Origin of the sequence: Trinickia sp. NRRL B-1857 (genome assembly GCF_050470685.1) — a bacterium.
Taxonomy (GTDB): domain Bacteria; phylum Pseudomonadota; class Gammaproteobacteria; order Burkholderiales; family Burkholderiaceae; genus Trinickia.
The window spans coordinates 1,006,491-1,022,725 of the sequence record NZ_JBFLUK010000001.1 but is presented as its reverse complement, the minus strand read 5'-3'; the positions used below and the strand labels follow the sequence as shown (position 1 = coordinate 1,022,725).

The window sequence follows — 16,235 nt, the reverse complement described above, 5'->3', positions numbered from 1 at the left end:
TATCGCCGGGCTCAAATCACCGATTTGCCGCGCAATTGCGCAATCGCCGCTTCGCCGTAGCCCAGCACGTCTCGCAAGACCGCCTCGGTGTGCTCGCCGAGCGTCGGCGGCGCGCTGCGCACCTCGGGAGGCGTCGCGCTCATGCGGATCGGATTGCGCACGAGCGGGGCCGTCGCGCCGCTCGGATGCTGCGCTTCTACTCGCAGGCCGCGGGCTTGTACCTGGGCATCGTCGAAGACTTCGCCGAGGTCGTTGATCGGCCCGCAAGGGACGCCGGCAGCCTCGAGCGCTTCGATCCATTCGCGTTTGGACCGCGTTCTGACCATGTCGGCGACGATCGGCACAAGCACATCGCGGTAACGCACGCGCTCGGGATTCGTCGCGAAGCGCTCGTCATCCGCCAGTTCCGGGCGGCCGCCCACTTCGACGAACTTGCGGAATTGCCCGTCGTTGCCCACCGCAACGATGATCCAGCTGTCGCTCGTCTGGAACGCTTGGTACGGCACGATGTTTTGATGCGCGTTACCCCAGCGTTGCGGGGCTTTGCCGCCGATCAGGTAGTTGGAGGCGACGTTGGCGAGCATGGCCACTTGAACGTCGAGCAGAGCCATGTCGATCGCCTGGCCTTCGCCGGTGCGATCGCGGTGGGCGAGCGCCGCCAGCACGGCGACGGTGGCGTACATCCCCGTCATCAGATCGGCGATCGCGACGCCGGCTTTTTGCGGGCCGCCGCCGGGCAGGGTATCGCGCTCGCCCGTGATGCTCATGAAGCCGCCCATGCCTTGGACGATGAAATCGTACCCGGCGCGCTCGGCGAGCGGCCCGGTTTGACCGAAGCCCGTCACGGAGCAGTAGACGAGGTCGGGTTTGATCGCTTTCAGCGATTCGTAGTCGAGGCCGTACTTCTTCAATTGCCCGACCTTATAGTTCTCGAGCACGACGTCGCTCGTGGCGGCGAGTTCGCGCACGATCTTTTGCCCTTCGGGCGTGGCGATGTCGACCGTGATCGAGCGTTTGTTCCGGTTCGCGCATAGGTAATAGGCCGCTTCGCGCGTGTCGGCGCCGTCCGGCGTTTTCAAGTACGGGGGGCCCCAATGGCGCGTGTCGTCGCCCGCGCCGGGCCGCTCGAGCTTGATGACGTCGGCGCCGAGGTCGGCTAGCGTTTGCGCGCACCATGGGCCCGCGAGCACGCGGGTCAAGTCGAGCACGCGGAGATGGCTGAGCGCTCCCATTCTTACGTTGTCTCCTCGATCGGGTCGACGCCGGCCGGGCGGCGGGCGTCGCCAGCATGTTAAGCGGTTTTCGGCGAGCGCCCCAAGCCGCTCGGGCGCCGCGGCCCGCTCGTGTTCCCCCAAACCAGTCAATCAGGGGCGATACCGCGACAATTCCGTATAATGAGCCGTTTAGGGGAAAGCGGCCGAGCAGGTCAGGCGCGGCCGGTTTCCAGTCGAGACCGTCCCCCTCAGTTTTCTATGAAAGCCGCCGAAATCCGCGAGAAATTCCTCAAGTTCTTCGAATCGAAGGGCCATACGATCGTCCGTTCGTCGAGCCTCGTGCCCGGTAACGACCCGACACTGCTCTTCACCAATTCGGGAATGGTGCAGTTCAAAGACGTCTTCCTCGGCGCGGAGTCGCGTCCGTACTCGCGTGCCACGACGGCCCAGCGCAGCGTGCGCGCCGGCGGCAAGCATAACGACCTCGAAAACGTCGGCTACACGGCGCGGCACCATACGTTCTTCGAGATGCTCGGCAATTTCTCGTTCGGCGACTACTTCAAGCGCGACGCGATTCATTACGCGTGGGAGCTGTTGACGACCGCCTACAAGCTGCCGAAGGAAAAGCTCTGGGTGACCGTCTATCAAGAAGACGACGAAGCCTACGACATCTGGGCCAAGGAAGTCGGCGTGCCGACCGAGCGCATCATCCGCATCGGCGACAACAAAGGCGCGCGCTATGCGTCCGACAACTTCTGGCAGATGGCCGATACCGGTCCGTGCGGTCCGTGTTCGGAGATCTTCTACGACCACGGACCGGATGTCTGGGGCGGCCCCCCGGGATCGCCCGAGGAAGACGGCGACCGCTACATCGAGATTTGGAATCTCGTGTTCATGCAATTCAACCGCGATGCCCAGGGCAATATGACGCCGCTGCCGAAGCCGTGCGTCGATACGGGCATGGGGCTCGAGCGGATCGCGGCCGTGCTTCAGCACGTGCATAGCAACTACGAGATCGATCTGTTCCAGGCGCTGATCGCGGCAGCAGGGCGCGAGACGGGCGTGGCCGATCTCACGAACAATTCGCTGAAGGTCATCGCCGACCACATTCGCGCATGCTCGTTCTTGATCGTCGACGGCGTCATTCCGGGCAACGAAGGACGCGGCTACGTGCTGCGCCGGATCGTGCGCCGCGCGATCCGCCACGGCTACAAGCTCGGCTGCAAGCATGCGTTCTTCCACAAGCTCGTGGCGGATCTGGTTGCGCAAATGGGCTCGGCCTATCCCGAACTGGCCGACGCGCAAGCACGCGTCACCGACGTGCTGCGTCAGGAAGAAGAGCGTTTCTTCGAGACGATCGAACACGGCATGTCGATTTTGGATACGGCGCTGGCCGAACTCGACGCGAAGGGCGGCAAGGTTCTTTCGGGCGAGTTGGCGTTCAAGCTGCACGATACCTACGGCTTCCCGCTCGATCTTACGGCCGACGTTTGCCGCGAGCGCGAAATGACGGTCGACGAGCCCGCATTCGACGAAGCGATGTCGCGTCAGCGGGAGCAAGCGCGGGCGGCGGGCAAGTTCAAGGCGGCGCAAGGGCTCGAATACTCGGGCGCGAAAACGACGTTCCACGGCTACGAAGAGTCGATTTTCGACGACGCGAAGGTGGTTGCGCTTTATGTCGAGGGCACGGCCGTCAATGAAGTGAAGCCGGGCCAAGACGCCGTTATCGTGCTCGATCACACGCCGTTCTATGCGGAATCCGGCGGTCAGGTGGGCGATACGGGCGTGCTCGCGAACGCGAGCGTGCGCTTCGCCGTGGCCGATACGCTGAAGGTGCAGGCCGACGTCATCGGCCATCACGGCCTGCTTGAGCAGGGCACCTTGAAAGTGGGCGACGTGGTGAAGGCTGAAATCGACGCCATCCGCCGTGCCCGCACGGCCCGCAATCACTCGGCGACGCACTTGATGCACAAGGCGCTGCGCGAAGTGCTGGGCGGTCATGTGCAGCAGAAGGGCTCGCTCGTCGACGACGAGAAGACGCGTTTCGACTTCGCGCACAACGCGCCGATGACGGACGATGAAGTGCGGCGTGTCGAAGACATCGTCAATGCCGAGGTCCTGGCGAACGCGCCGGGTATCGTCCGTGTGATGCCGTACGACGAAGCCGTGAAGGGCGGCGCCATGGCCCTCTTCGGCGAGAAGTACGGCGACGAAGTGCGCGTGCTCGATCTCGGTTTCTCGCGCGAACTGTGCGGCGGCACGCACGTGCATCGAACGGGCGACATCGGCTTGTTCAAGATCGTCGCCGAAACGGGCGTGGCCGCCGGCATCCGCCGCGTCGAGGCGATCACGGGCGATAACGCCGTGCGTTACGTACAGGGGCTCGAAAGCCGCGTCAACGCAGTGGCTGCCGCCTTGAAGGCGCAGCCGTCGGAGCTCACGCAGCGCGTCGCGCAAGTGCAGGATCAAGTGAAGTCGCTCGAGAAGGAGCTGGCCTCGCTGAAGTCGAAGCTCGCGTCGAGCCAAGGCGACGAATTGGCGGCGCAAGCGGTCGATGTGGCTGGTGTGCAGGTGCTCGCCGCGACGCTCGAAGGCGCCGATGCGAAGACGTTGCGCGAGACGGTCGACAAGCTCAAGGACAAGCTCAAGCATGCGGCGATCGTGTTGGCCGCGGTCGACGGCGGCAAGGTGAGTCTGATCGCCGGTGTGACGGCCGATGCCAGCAAGAAGGTCAAGGCCGGCGAACTCGTCAACTTCGTTGCGCAGCAGGTGGGCGGCAAGGGCGGCGGACGTCCCGATATGGCGCAAGCCGGCGGTACCGAACCCGCGAAGCTGCCGGCCGCGTTGGCTGGTGTGAAGGATTGGGTGCAGGGGCAACTGTAATCGCGTGAGCGATGCGGCTGGGCGTTAGCTCGGCCGCCGCCAAATCGTATTCGGGATCCGGCGCCACCGCTGCGATCCCTTCCGGCCGCCCACAGTCTCGTTCGAGCACTGCGGGCGGCTTTTTCATTGGTGCATCCACCTGTCTCATCCGCCGTGCCTTCCAAGCGGCGCGTCTCGCTCGTTTCGTTCCCTTGCATGCTCGTACGAGCGACGTGGCTCTCCTACGCGTCACGTACTCGGCACCTTTGCGCCGGTCATCAATCCGTCATAGGGAAACCCCGATAATCACGCCAAAAGAATTAAAGAGTCACTACAAAGAACGTTTAGCGCGGCGAGGGCTCGCGCGACACACCACGCATCGGGGTTCGAAATGACGATTCGCCATCGCATCACTTTGTTGGTGCTGCTTATGTTCGTCGCGTTGGCGGCGATCGGCGGCTATGCCACCTATCAAGCGCGGCGCAGCGCCGGCGAAGTGCGCGCGGTCACGCAAGGCGTCGTGCCGAGCGCACTGGCTTCCGCGGACCTCGTCTCCGAAGTCAAGGACGTCCAGCTTGCCACGATGACGCTTGTCTACGCGCCCGACGCGAACATGGTCTCGCAGGCCCAAGAACAACTGAAGACGAAGGAAGCCGCACTGCGCCAATCGCTCGAAGTGCAGGCGAAGGCCGCCGCGAGCCACGCGCAAAAGGGCCTCGTCACGCAGGCGAGAGAAAGCCTCTCGAACTATTTCTCCGCGATCGATCAGACGGTGCAGATGAAGGCGTCGGGCAAGGACGCGCTCGCGCAAGCGTTCCTGTTCGCGGACGTCGGCGAATACCGTAACGAGCTGGAAGGCATCGTCGAGACGATGCGTATCGAGAAGAATCGGCAGAAGGATGGCGCGATCGGTGCGCTGAACGGCATGCTCGCGACGACGACGACCGCCATCGGCGGCGCGACAGCCGCGGCCATTGCGCTTTTGACGATCGTCGGCATGTTGCTCTATCGCCAGATCACCCGGCCGCTCACGCGGATGCAGGCGGAAATGAGCGAGATCGCATCGAGCCAGGACTTCGCGCGCCGCGTCCCCGTTACGCGCATGGACGAAATCGGACGTTCGATCGTCGCGTTCAACGACATGATCGAGAAGATCGAGCAAAGCTCTCTACAGCTCAAGCAAAAGACGGCAGACATTCAAGCGATGTTGCAGAACATGCAGCAGGGCATTTTGACGGTGGTCGATCACGGGCTCGTGCACGGCGAATATTCGGCCTACTTGGAAGCCATCTTCGAGACCGAGGAGATCGCGGGGCGCGACGTGATGTCGCTCGTGTTCGGCGATACGAGCCTCGATGCCGATACGCGCTCCCAGGTCGAAGCCGCGATTCACGCCTGTATCGGCGAAGACGCCATGAACTTCTCGTTCAACGAGCACCTGCTCGTGAACGAGGTCGCGAAGACGATGGCCGACGGGCGTGTCAAGACGCTCGACTTGAGCTGGTCGGCGATCACCGACGAAACCGATACGGTCATGCGCTTGATGCTGTGCGTGCGCGACGTGACCGAGTTGCGACGCTTGACGGCCGAATCGACCGAGCAAAAGCGCCAGCTCGAGATGATCGGCGAGATTCTGGCCGTCAGCCAGGAAAAATTCCATCAGTTCGTGGAGAGCGCCAAGGGCTTCATTCACGAGAACGAGCGGATCATCGGGCAGCACGAACATGCCGACGAATCGGCCGTGGCAGAGCTCTTCCGCAACATGCATACGATCAAGGGCAATGCCCGTACATACGGTTTGCGTCATCTGACAAGCATCGTTCACGAGGCCGAGCAGCGTTATGACGAATTGCGCCGCCTCGGCGCCGGGGAAGCGTGGGACCGCGAAGCGTCGATCGCCGAATTGGCGCGCGTGAAGCAAGCCGTCGAGCACTACGCCACGATCAACGAAGTCAATCTGGGCCGAAAAGGGCCGGGTGCGACCGCGCATCGTGCGCAAGGCGGCCGATACATGGTCGTGGATCGCTCGCATATCGACGAGAGCTTGAATCTCGTGGAGTCGGTGAGCGACGGCGATATCGCCGGGCTCGTCGCGATGCGCAACGCCGTGCGCCGCACGCTGCGCTTGCTCGATACCGAAAGCTTCGGCGAAGCGCTGTCGGGGCCGTTGGAGTCGTTGCCTTCGCTCGCCAAGGAACTCGGTAAGAGCGCACCGACGGTCGTCATCGACGACAACGGTTATCGTCTGCGCCGGCACGCGGGCGCCGCACTGCGCGACGTCTTCACGCACTTGCTGCGCAACAGTGTCGATCACGGTATCGAGCCCGCCGGCGAGCGGGCGGCCGCGGGCAAGGGCGAGGCCGGGACGATCGAGATCGAAGTCGGCGTCGATGCGGGTGCGTTGCAGTTGACGCTCAGCGATGACGGCCGGGGCCTTGCGTTGGCAAGGATTCGTGCGATCGCCGCCGAGCGGGGGTGGATGGCGTCCGACGAAGCGATCGACGACGAAACCGTGGCGCGTTTCATCTTCCGCGCGGGTTTCTCTACGGCGAAGGCGGTCACGGAGGTGTCGGGTCGTGGCGTGGGCATGGATGCCGTGAAGGAGATGCTCGAACGCGAGCACGGCCGCATCGAACTGCGCTTCACCGACGATCGACGCGGCGCCGATTTCCGCCGCTTCCAAACGATCGTACATCTGCCCGAATCGTGGGCCGTGGACAGTCTCGGCGCACCCGTGGGACACGATACGAAGGCGGCGCGCGACGACGCGCTCGCATAATCGAGCTGGACGTTGCGTATGAATGAAGCGAGCAAGACAAGCAGTTCGAGTCGGGGAAAGCTGTGGTTCTAACGGATTGGATGTGGGCGGTGGCGGCGGTCGCCGCCGTGGCGCTTGCGGCGCTCGCCGCATGGATCGGTGCTAGGCGCGCGAGCGCCAAAGCCGCGCGTAGGCAAGACGAAGCGACCGCCCGTCTTACCGAGTCGCACGAGCAGGCGCGTTCGCAGGCGGCCGCGGCGCTCGCCGCGCATGAGGCGCGCCTCGCGGCGCTCGCGGGCGAGAACGGTCGTCTGACGGACACGCTCGCACGCGAATCGGAACAGCTTGGCGAAGCGCGGGCCGCGCTCGAGTCGGCGCAGGCGCACCGCGAAGATTTGCTGGCGCATGCGAAGAAGATCGAGGAGCAGGCAGCGCGGCTCAAGCAGTTCTCGGTCACGTTCGAGCGCTGGCACGAGCAGATGATCTCGCTGATGTCCCAAAACCAGGACATGCACAACAAGAATCACGAGCTCGCGCGCATCGTCAATCACGTGTTGATGGTGTCGCTCAATGCGTCGATCGAAGCGGCGCGCGCAGGTGCGGCAGGGCGCGGGTTTTCGATCGTCGCGGGCGAAGTGCGCGCGCTCGCCACGCGATCGCAGGAGCTGTCCAAGAGCTATCGCGATAGCCTCGATCGCAACGATCTCGTGACCACCGCGACCTTCCAGGACATTCAAGCGGGCGGAAAGATGATCACGGCTGCACTTGCGAGCGTCGAGGCGCTTGCGGCGCAGTTCGAATCGAAGCTTGGACGGAAGGCGACGTGATCACCCACGCGGCGCAGGACAGCCTCGAGCGCATCTTCTTCCAATCGGCGCGCACGCGTTTGACCGTCGACGCGGGACATGCATGCGAGATCGTGCCCGTGGCGGCGCGCGGTGAAATCGGCCCGAGCCCCGAAATCATCGTACTGACGATCGCGTCGATCGACTTTCGCATCGTGCTGCTATTGCAGTTCGCCGACGACGAAGCCACCCGCGGCTATTACGCAGTCCAAGGCGCCGACCGTTCGCTGCGCGAAAGCGCGATGGAAATCGGCAACTTGTGCTGCGGCGCGATCAATCAGCAGCTCGTCGAGCATTTCCCCGACCTCGGCATGTCGACGCCCTACGCGTTATCGAGCGATTGCATGGGCTATCTGAGCGAGCTCGATCCGCAGTCCATCGCCGTCTACGACATCACGATCGAGAGCGCGGCCCGGCTGCGAGCGACGCTGTGCGTGTGTGCGCAAGGCTCGCTCGATTTCGTTGCCCAGGTAGCCGATATGCAAGAAAGCGCCGGCGAACTCGAGCTGTTCTAAAACGTCCGGCATCAAGAAGGTAGCTGCACATGAATATGAATAAGCCCGTTAGCAAAGTGCTCGTGCTCGAGGATTCGCCCGCTCAACTCGCGGCGATCCGGCGCTTTTGCGACGAGCACAATCTCATCGGGCTCAAAGCGCGCAAGAGCCGGCTGACGAGCGTGCTGCGCTCCAACATCGATCTGGGCGCCGTGTTGCTTGCCGAAGACTACGGCGGCTCGCCGGACGAAAGCGCGGCAGCGGCGACCCGCATCGACGCTTTGCGCCCCGAACTGCCGATCATCTTGCGGCGCACGGAGCGAGAGGGGCGCGACGGCTTGCCGCCCGCGTTGGCGGATGTCGTCTGCGCCACCTATCGCGCTGACGACACGGCGCCGCTCGTTGCGGCGATCGACGAATACTTGTTTAGCCTCGACTATCCGAATGCGCTCGTGCGCGGTATCTCCGAGATCACGGAGACGCGTCTGGCCGGCATGTTCAAGCATTTGAGCGTGAGTTGGGAAACGCCTTGTATCGTGCGCGACCGCATCATCTTCGGCGAGCTGTTCAGTCTCATCGCACTGGAGAGCGCATGGTGCCGAGGGTACATGCTGATGCAAACGGAGGAGGCGCCGCTGGCGGCCGTCGTACGCGGCAGCGCACTTGCGCACGACGGCAATGTGGAGTTTCGCGATTTGAACGAGTTGCTCGGCGAACTCACGAATTTGATCTGGGGCGCATTCAAAGACCGCTTCCTCGGCGTGCCCGAGCCGCTCGCGCGTGCCCAAGTGCAAGTGCCGCTGCTCGTCAATCACAAGCATCGCTACATCTCGTTCGGCACCGACAACCCGCAGCTTTGTTTCAAGTATCGGCTGACCGACGAAACGACGGGCGCATCCGTCGCGCTCGATCAGCGATTCATCTTCAGCTTGAGTTGGTCGCCCGAGGCGTGTCCGGGATCCGGCGTCGACGTCGACGCGATGATCGAAGCCGGCGAACTCGAGCTTTTCTAATGTTTTAAATCAACATCAATTCGAGAGACTACAGATGGCAAAGATTCTGGTGGTGGACGATTCGAGCACCGTGCGCGACGAAGTGGCCGGCTTTCTGCGTAAGAGCGGTCTGGACGTTGACACGGCCGTCGACGGCAAGGACGGGCTCGCCAAGATGAAGTCGAACCCGGGCGTGCGGCTCGTAATCAGCGACGTCAACATGCCCAACATGGACGGCCTGACGATGGTCGAAAAAATGCGTGGCGAACTCGCGATGGGCTCGGTCAACGTCATTATGCTGACCACCGAAAGCAGCCCCGCCATGAAGGAGCGCGGCAAGGCGGCAGGGGTCAAGGGATGGATCGTCAAGCCGTTCAAGGGCGAAGCCGTGCTCGAAACGTTTAAGAAGCTAGCGAGCTGATCAGCCGGACACAGCCGTAGCGTCGTGCGCTTCGCCATCGTTCGCGCGCTCCGCCTGCTCGTTCGAGCCGGTCGCGGCACGCGCGTCGGCCAGCAGCGCGTCGCGCAACGCGCGCAGCGCAGCCGAGTCGTGGCCGCGCCGCCAAATCAGCAGCGTCGGCACGGCGCCGAGCGGCCCCAGCGGATGGATCGCCACTTCCCGCGCGCCGCCCGGCAGCAAGTCGAGGACCGAGCGCGGCGCCACCGCCACGCCGGCACCCGCTGCCACGCAAGCGATAATCGCGTGATACGAGCCCAACTCGAGCGTGCGCGCCGGCCGTAGACCGTGCTCGGCATACCATCGCTCCACATAACCGCGGTAAGCGCAGCCGCGCTCGAAGGCGACCAGCGTGGAGAGCGCGACGTCGTTTGCCGCCCGGATCGCCCGGTGGCCGCGCGGCGTCACCATGACCAACTGCTCGTCGAAAACGGGGACGGAATCGAACTCGTCCGTAAGCACCGATGCGTCAGGCGGCGTCGCAATGAGCGCCGCGTCGATCTCGAATTCGCGTACGCGGTCGATCAGGCAACCCGTCGTACCGGTGGCGAGCTCGAGCTCCACTTCGGGCCAGTGCTGGTGATAGGTGGCCAGTATCCGCGGCAGGCGGCTCGCCGCCGTACTTTCCATCGCCCCCAATGCGAGTTTGCCGCGCGGGCGATCTTCTCGCAGCGCATGGCGCGCTTCGTCGGCCAGCGCGAGCAGTCGCTCGGCGTAAGGGAGCAGCGTTCGTCCGGCAGGCGTCAGTACGAGCCGCCGTCCCTCGCGGACGAACAATTGCGTGTCGAGCTGCTCTTCAAGCTGCTTGATGCGCATGGTCACGTTCGACTGAACGCGGTTCAGTTTCGCGGCAGCCCGCGTCACGCCGTTTTCCCGCACCACGGCCCGAAATATCGTCAGGGCGGCCAAATCCATAATTCTCTCCAGGGGATGGATTGCATCAATATTATTCATTTTTCGTGATGCTTGCTTGGCGCTAATCTTCCATTAGGGCGGGCCGGTCCGTACCGGCTCTCGGCGACGCGGCGCATGCCCGAAAAGTGCTCGTCGATAGCCGGTGCTCAATTTGTCGGTAATGGGATAGTTCATGGCTCACTTCGATTCGACGGGCGCGGCCGCATGGCGCCGTGGCGGCGAGACGGCACACCCCGGGCGCGTCGCGCTTGCCTGCATGATCACGCTGGCGGCGGCCCTAGGTATCGGGCGCTTCGCGTTCACGCCGCTGTTGCCGCTCATGCTGCATGCCGGTGCGCTCGATCTGCGCGCAGGCGGTCTGCTGGCCTCGGCCAATTACGCGGGGTATTTCCTCGGCGCGTTGACGTGCGCGTTTTTGCCGGTGGAGCACGCGAGAATGGTGCGTGCCGGGCTCGTGGCGACGGCCGTGCTCACGCTCGCGATGGGGCTCATCGATAGTTTTCCGGTCTGGATGGCGATTCGGTTTTCGGCCGGCGTCGTCAGTGCTTGGACGTTCGTCTTCGCTTCTCAGTGGGGGCTCGCACGGCTCGCGAAGCTCGGTGCGCCCGCTTGGGGCGGTGTGATCTATACGGGGCCCGGCATCGGCATCGTGGCGACGGGCCTTATCGTCAGCGCCGCGGCGAGCCTCGGCGCGAAAGCCGGCTGGATCGTCTTCGGCGTACTGTGCGTTGCGGCAACGGCCGCGGTTTGGCGCACGCTTGCGCCGTCTGCGGCCGGAGCCGGTTCGCGAAGCGACGCGGCGCGCGTACCCAGCGAGAAGCAGTCCGCGAGCCCATCGGCTGCGGCCGGGACGGGTTCTGCCGCGCCGATCGGCGCGCGCGAGCGCCGGATGCAAAGTATCGGACTCGTCGTGCTCTACGGTATGCCGGGTTTCGGTTACATCATCACGGCCACGTTCTTACCCGTCATCGCTCGTCATGCCTTGCCGGGATCGCGTTGGCCCGATCTCTTCTGGCCGATGTTCGGCGCGGCGCTGATTCCCGGTTCGCTTTTCGCCGCGCGTTTGCCCGCTCGCTGGGACAACCGGATGCTGCTCGCGGTGAGCTATGTTGTGCAGGCTGCCGGGATCGTGCTGGGCATCGTGCTGCCGACGGCTTTGGGCTTTGCGATCGGCAGCATGTTGATCGGTTTGCCGTTCACGGCAATCACGTTGTTCGCCATGCGCGAGGCGCGTCGGTTGCACGGCGAGCACGCGGCGGGGCTCATGGGCTACGCGACGGCGGCCTACGGTATCGGGCAGATCGCCGGACCGCTCGTGGCCGCGCCGATCGCGGCGCATACAGGGTCTTTTACGCCGGCGCTGTGGCTCGCGGCGGGTGTGCTGATCCTGGGCGCCGCGGGGTTGGCGATGCTGGCGGCGAAGTCGCGCTGAACGGATAAACGCGCACCGCGGTCGTGCGGCGCGGGTCGTCGCTGCAAGAGGGGCAAAGCCGCTAGAATGAGCGCGTTTTGAGCCATCCGGCGCCCCTTGCCCGCAGCGTATCTACACACTATGAGCGACTACCGATTCTGTCCACACTGCGCGAGCGCGCTCGTCGAGCGGCCCGACGCCGTCGAGGAGGGCGGCCGGCTGCGCCGCGTCTGCCCCGACGACGAATGCGGTTACGTGCATTGGAACAACCCCGTGCCCGTCGTGGCCGCCGTCGTCGAGTACGAGGGCAAGATCCTGCTCGCACGCAACGCCGCATGGGCCGAGGGCGTGTTCGCCTTGATCACGGGATTCTTGGAAAAAGACGAGACGCCGGAAGCGGGGATTGCGCGCGAGGTGCTCGAGGAAACGTCGCTGCACGTGCGCGAGACCGAGCTCGTCGGCGTCTACGAATTCATCCGCAAGAACGAGCTCATCATCGCCTATCACGTGAAAGCCGAGGGCTCGGTGAAGCTTTCGCCGGAATTGCTCGAGTATCGCCTCGTCGAGCCGGCGAAGTTGCGTCCGTGGCGCTCGGGGACCGGACAAGCCCTCGGCGATTGGATGCGCCGAAAAGGTCTGCCGTTCGAGTTCGTCGAGAAGGCAGGGCAGTAAAGCGAAGGGTGGGCGACACCCACTTTAGACGCCGGGTGTCGCGGCGCATGCTTCTCGAAGGTCGTTGGGCCGGTAAGTAACCGGTAAGTCGGGCCACTTTAAAGTCGCGCCTGTCCAATGACCTCCTGGAAGCGAAATTGAAAACATCTGCTTTGGCTGTGCGTTTGTTCGTGCCGGTGGCTCTATTTGCGCTCTTTGCCGGGACGGCGCGCGCAGAAGGTGGCGACGTCGGCCGCGGCGATACCTCGGATCAAGGCTTCACGATCCTCAGCAATGCGACGAACGTGACGCGCTGGGGGCTCGGCGCGGGTGTGGGCGTCGCCGAGTCGCCTTATAAGGGATATGGTTCGAAGGTCGATCCGCTTCCGATCGTCTCTTTTGACGACAAGTGGGTGCACGTTTTCGGCACGACGATCGACGTCAAAGTGGGAAGCTGGTATGGCGTGAGCGCGGCGCTGCGAGGAAAATTCTCGCTTGGAGACGGGTACAAGCAATCCGACACGCCGATTCTTAACGGCATGCAAGACCGCAACGGCAACGCGTTTTGGTATGGTCCCGCGCTTGCCTGGCGCACCGCGTTCGGCACGCTATCCGCCGACTACCTCGTGGGCGGCAATAAAGGCGAGCAGGCCAGCGTGGACTACCGTAAATCGTTCGACTTCGGCGACGTGACGTTGACGCCGCATGTGGGTGTCGATTGGCTCAGCGCGAAGTACGTCGATTATTATTACGGCGTGCTGGCGTCGGAAGCGACCGCGGGACGGCCGGCCTACGCCGGAAAGGCCACTTGGAACACGACGCTTGGCGCCAGCGTGGATTACACGCTGACTCGACATCAAACCGTTCTCCTCGACGTCGGCGTATCGCACCTCGGCAGCGGCATCACGGATAGTCCGCTCGTCGGCAAGCGATTCATCCCCGAAGTCAAGCTCGGATACCTCTATCGGTTCAAGTGACCATCGCCTTATGTCGCGAGTTGCAATCGTCGAAGATCATGCGCGTCTTGCCGAGATGGTGGCTCGTGCGCTTGCCGCGGTGGGGATCGAAGCGGATCTTTTTCGAACCCTCTCGGAGGCGACCTATGGTTTGCGCCAAGCCGAGTACGCCGTGCTCATCGTCGATCGCGGATTGCCCGACGGCGACGGGTTGACGTTCCTGCGGACGTTGCGTGCCGCGGGGCAGACGGCGCCGTGTCTCATGTTGACGGCGCGCGATGCGTTGCACGATCGTGTGGACGGCCTCGAAAGCGGTGCAGACGACTACGTGACGAAGCCGTTCGCGATGAGCGAACTCGTTGCCAGGGTGCGTACCTTGATGCGGCGTCCGACGGCCTTGACGGCGCTCGTGGAATCGTTCGCCGATCTCACCGTCGATCCGATGCTTCAGCAACTGCGTTGCGGTGCGTTTTCGGTCGTGCTCGCGCCCGCCGAGTTGCAGATCATGCTCTGTCTGGTCCAAGCAGCCGGGCGAATCGTTCGACACGCGGCGCTCGAGCATGCCGCTTGGGGCCTTGGCGAAGCCGTCACGCCGAATGCGCTCGAAGTGACCGTCCATCGATTGCGAAAGAAGCTTGCGGTGCTCGATACCCAGGTACGCTTGACGAACGTGCGCGGGGTGGGCTTCGCGCTCGAGGAGACCGTCGCGCGATGACGGCAACGTCCGCGGCGGCTACGTGCGCGATCCGCGCCTACGCGAGAGTGTGATGCTCGATCATTGGATTGGAAGTTTGTCGGCGCGGCTCTGGGTGACGACCGTGGTGGCGCTCGGCGCCGGCCTTACCGCGCTAGCCGGGCTGCTCATTTTCGTGTTCGACCGCTATCCGGAGCAGACGCTGGGCCGGCACGAGCAAATCGAAACCGTGCGCAATGTGATCGCCGCGCTTCGCTTCGACAACGCGGACACGCCCGTTTCCGTGCAGTTGCCTGAGCCCGAGGCGTGGCTGTTCCAGGTGGTGTCCTCCGAACTCCAATACCGTGTGCTGGACGGAAGAGGGAACATCGTGCTGGCGTCGACCGGTGCGGAAAAAGGCGGGCCCTGGCTGACGAACGTCGGCGTTCCCGATGCCGACGGCAAGATCGTTCGCGCGTCCGTCGATGGACGGGCGTTTTTCATCGCGACGCGGCGAATTGCGCGGGGCCGCGCCTCGTTCTACGTGCAGACGGCGACAAGCGCTCGTTTCGTCGAAGCGGAAATCGGGCTGAAGGTCAAACCGATTCCGGCCATGGTCAAGATCGTGCTTCTTGTGGCGATCGTCATTTTCGGTTTGGTGCTCCCGCTCACCATCTACCGAGTGCTCCGGCCTTTGCGAGAGGCATCGCGTGCGGCTGCTCGGATTACGCCGCGTCATCTGAAAACGCGCCTATCGGCCGAAGGCGTCCCGAGCGAGATCAAACCGCTCATCAACGCATTCAACGAGGCGCTTGCGCGATTGGAGAAGGGTTTCGCCGTTCAGCAGCAGTTTCTTGCGGCGGCGGCGCATGAGCTGCAAACGCCGCTGACCTTGATCCGCGGACAGATCGAGTTGCAGCCGGAGATCGAAGCCAAGGCGCTCTTGTTTCGAGAGATCGATTTAATGTCGCGGCAAGTGCGACAGTTATTGCATCTCGCCGAAGTCAGCGAGGCGCAGAATTTCGCTTTTGCCGAGGTGAACCCCGCCGATTTGGCGCACGACGTGGTCGAATATCTGACCCGCCGGGCGGATGCCAAGCAGGTCAGGCTCTCAATCGAGGACAGCGGCGCGCCGCCCGAAATCCGGGCCGACAAAGGCGCGTTGTTCATCCTGCTCAAGAACATCGTCGAAAACGCAATCAATGTCTCGCCGGTCGACGGTATCGTGTTGCTGACGCTCGACGGCGCATCGATCGCCATCTGCGACGAAGGGCCCGGTATCCGCGAAGACTATCTTCCGTTTCTGTTTACGCGATTTTGGCGCGCGCCCGGCGTAGAGTACGAGGGCGCGGGGCTCGGCCTCGCCATATGCAACGAAATCGCGACGGCGCACGATTGGCGGTTGACCGTCAACTCGCGGACGGTTGGAACTCGGTTCACTGTCTGGTTATGATCGCGTTCTTGGATGACCGCAACGAGGTATCTATGGAGAGCAACGCGAGTCGCGTTGGAGGGCGTAAGGTTGGAGCGTCGGACAGGCAAGGCTTTCGTCACTTCCTGCCGATCACCACGCGCTGGATGGACAACGACGTCTACGGGCACGTGAACAACGTCGTCTACTACAGCTACTTCGATACGGTCGTGAACGAGTACTTGATTCGCGCCGGGGTGCTCGACGTCGAGCACGGTACGACGATCGGTCTCGTCGTCGAAACGCAATGCAACTACTTTTCGCCGCTCGTCTTTCCCGAGCAAGTGGAAGCGGGACTGCGCGTGGCGCGTATCGGCACGTCGAGCGTGCGCTACGAAGTCGGCTTGTTCAAGCAAGGCGAGCCGCAGGCCGCCGCGCAAGGGCATTTCGTGCATGTCTACGTCGATCGGGCGAGCCGGCGTCCGGTTAGCGCGTTGCCCGAGGCGCTGCGTTCGGCGCTCGAAGCGCTCCTCGTCGACGCGAGCGAAGCGGACGAGGAGCAAGCCTAACGTGCAGGCATTTGCCGTCTCCACGCT

General features: G+C 63.7%; 14 protein-coding genes. 12 read left to right on the top strand and 2 right to left on the bottom strand.

The window, feature by feature from the left end; genetic code table 11:
- Positions 1–11: 11 nt before the first annotated feature.
- On the bottom strand, positions 12–1,232 hold the full coding sequence (locus AB1286_RS04460) for a CaiB/BaiF CoA transferase family protein (protein ID WP_430362125.1): 1,221 nt from the start codon (positions 1,230–1,232) through the stop codon (positions 12–14).
- A 240-nt stretch (positions 1,233–1,472) separates the two neighbouring features.
- Here AB1286_RS04460 and alaS point away from each other — a divergent pair, with 240 nt between their 5' ends.
- The 6 genes from alaS (at position 1,473) to AB1286_RS04430 (ending at position 9,586) form a co-directional block, all read left to right on the top strand.
- Positions 1,473–4,097, top strand: a complete 2,625-nt coding sequence (gene alaS, locus AB1286_RS04455) for an alanine--tRNA ligase (RefSeq protein ID WP_430362124.1) — start codon at positions 1,473–1,475, stop codon at positions 4,095–4,097.
- A gap of 370 nt (positions 4,098–4,467) precedes the next feature.
- The gene (locus AB1286_RS04450) at positions 4,468–6,855 is read left to right on the top strand and encodes an ATP-binding protein (RefSeq protein WP_430362123.1); all 2,388 of its coding nucleotides are present in this window, start codon (positions 4,468–4,470) and stop codon (positions 6,853–6,855) included.
- A gap of 80 nt (positions 6,856–6,935) precedes the next feature.
- Positions 6,936–7,661 (top strand): methyl-accepting chemotaxis protein, encoded by a 726-nt coding sequence (locus tag AB1286_RS04445; RefSeq protein ID WP_430364985.1) that lies wholly within the window; start codon positions 6,936–6,938, stop codon positions 7,659–7,661.
- Positions 7,658–8,194, top strand: a complete 537-nt coding sequence (locus AB1286_RS04440; RefSeq protein ID WP_430362122.1) for a hypothetical protein — start codon at positions 7,658–7,660, stop codon at positions 8,192–8,194. Before AB1286_RS04445 ends, AB1286_RS04440 begins: the two co-directional genes overlap by 4 nt.
- A gap of 29 nt (positions 8,195–8,223) precedes the next feature.
- Positions 8,224–9,186 carry a chemotaxis protein CheX gene (locus AB1286_RS04435; protein WP_430362121.1) on the top strand — a complete coding sequence of 321 codons (963 nt, stop codon included), beginning with the start codon at positions 8,224–8,226 and terminating at the stop codon, positions 9,184–9,186.
- Between the two features lie 34 nt (positions 9,187–9,220).
- Positions 9,221–9,586 carry a response regulator gene (locus AB1286_RS04430; protein WP_430362120.1) on the top strand — a complete coding sequence of 122 codons (366 nt, stop codon included), beginning with the start codon at positions 9,221–9,223 and terminating at the stop codon, positions 9,584–9,586.
- On the opposite strand, the gene AB1286_RS04425 is transcribed toward AB1286_RS04430, so the two are convergent.
- Positions 9,587–10,537 carry a LysR substrate-binding domain-containing protein gene (locus AB1286_RS04425; protein WP_430362119.1) on the bottom strand — a complete coding sequence of 317 codons (951 nt, stop codon included), beginning with the start codon at positions 10,535–10,537 and terminating at the stop codon, positions 9,587–9,589.
- A 172-nt stretch (positions 10,538–10,709) separates the two neighbouring features.
- Between AB1286_RS04425 and AB1286_RS04420 the strand changes: the two genes are divergently transcribed.
- The 6 genes from AB1286_RS04420 to AB1286_RS04395 all read left to right on the top strand — a co-directional run bounded on the left by AB1286_RS04420 (position 10,710) and on the right by AB1286_RS04395 (position 16,208).
- Positions 10,710–11,969, top strand: a complete 1,260-nt coding sequence (locus AB1286_RS04420; RefSeq protein WP_430362118.1) for a YbfB/YjiJ family MFS transporter — start codon at positions 10,710–10,712, stop codon at positions 11,967–11,969.
- Between the two features lie 120 nt (positions 11,970–12,089).
- The gene (locus AB1286_RS04415; protein ID WP_430362117.1) at positions 12,090–12,620 is read left to right on the top strand and encodes an NUDIX domain-containing protein; all 531 of its coding nucleotides are present in this window, start codon (positions 12,090–12,092) and stop codon (positions 12,618–12,620) included.
- 137 nt (positions 12,621–12,757) lie between these two features.
- The gene (locus AB1286_RS04410; RefSeq protein WP_430362116.1) at positions 12,758–13,576 is read left to right on the top strand and encodes a MipA/OmpV family protein; all 819 of its coding nucleotides are present in this window, start codon (positions 12,758–12,760) and stop codon (positions 13,574–13,576) included.
- Between the two features lie 10 nt (positions 13,577–13,586).
- Positions 13,587–14,270, top strand: coding sequence for a response regulator transcription factor (locus tag AB1286_RS04405; RefSeq protein WP_430362115.1), 684 nt, complete (start codon positions 13,587–13,589; stop codon positions 14,268–14,270).
- A gap of 52 nt (positions 14,271–14,322) precedes the next feature.
- On the top strand, positions 14,323–15,681 hold the full coding sequence (locus AB1286_RS04400; protein ID WP_430362114.1) for a sensor histidine kinase: 1,359 nt from the start codon (positions 14,323–14,325) through the stop codon (positions 15,679–15,681).
- Positions 15,682–15,713: 32 nt separating this feature from the next.
- The gene (locus AB1286_RS04395) at positions 15,714–16,208 is read left to right on the top strand and encodes an acyl-CoA thioesterase (RefSeq protein ID WP_430362113.1); all 495 of its coding nucleotides are present in this window, start codon (positions 15,714–15,716) and stop codon (positions 16,206–16,208) included.
- Positions 16,209–16,235: the final 27 nt, after the last annotated feature.

Bases quoted from the DNA above. Each gene is read 5' to 3' on its own strand.
- AB1286_RS04460 (WP_430362125.1), bottom strand. From the start codon at position 1,232: ATGGGAGCGCTCAGCCATCTCCGCGTGCTCGACTTGACCCGCGTGCTC.
- alaS (WP_430362124.1), top strand. From the start codon at position 1,473: ATGAAAGCCGCCGAAATCCGCGAGAAATTCCTCAAGTTCTTCGAATCG.
- AB1286_RS04450 (WP_430362123.1), top strand. From the start codon at position 4,468: ATGACGATTCGCCATCGCATCACTTTGTTGGTGCTGCTTATGTTCGTC.
- AB1286_RS04445 (WP_430364985.1), top strand. From the start codon at position 6,936: ATGTGGGCGGTGGCGGCGGTCGCCGCCGTGGCGCTTGCGGCGCTCGCC.
- AB1286_RS04435 (WP_430362121.1), top strand. From the start codon at position 8,224: ATGAATATGAATAAGCCCGTTAGCAAAGTGCTCGTGCTCGAGGATTCG.
- AB1286_RS04430 (WP_430362120.1), top strand. From the start codon at position 9,221: ATGGCAAAGATTCTGGTGGTGGACGATTCGAGCACCGTGCGCGACGAA.
- AB1286_RS04425 (WP_430362119.1), bottom strand. From the start codon at position 10,537: ATGGATTTGGCCGCCCTGACGATATTTCGGGCCGTGGTGCGGGAAAAC.
- AB1286_RS04420 (WP_430362118.1), top strand. From the start codon at position 10,710: ATGGCTCACTTCGATTCGACGGGCGCGGCCGCATGGCGCCGTGGCGGC.
- AB1286_RS04415 (WP_430362117.1), top strand. From the start codon at position 12,090: ATGAGCGACTACCGATTCTGTCCACACTGCGCGAGCGCGCTCGTCGAG.
- AB1286_RS04405 (WP_430362115.1), top strand. From the start codon at position 13,587: ATGTCGCGAGTTGCAATCGTCGAAGATCATGCGCGTCTTGCCGAGATG.
- AB1286_RS04400 (WP_430362114.1), top strand. From the start codon at position 14,323: ATGCTCGATCATTGGATTGGAAGTTTGTCGGCGCGGCTCTGGGTGACG.
- AB1286_RS04395 (WP_430362113.1), top strand. From the start codon at position 15,714: ATGGAGAGCAACGCGAGTCGCGTTGGAGGGCGTAAGGTTGGAGCGTCG.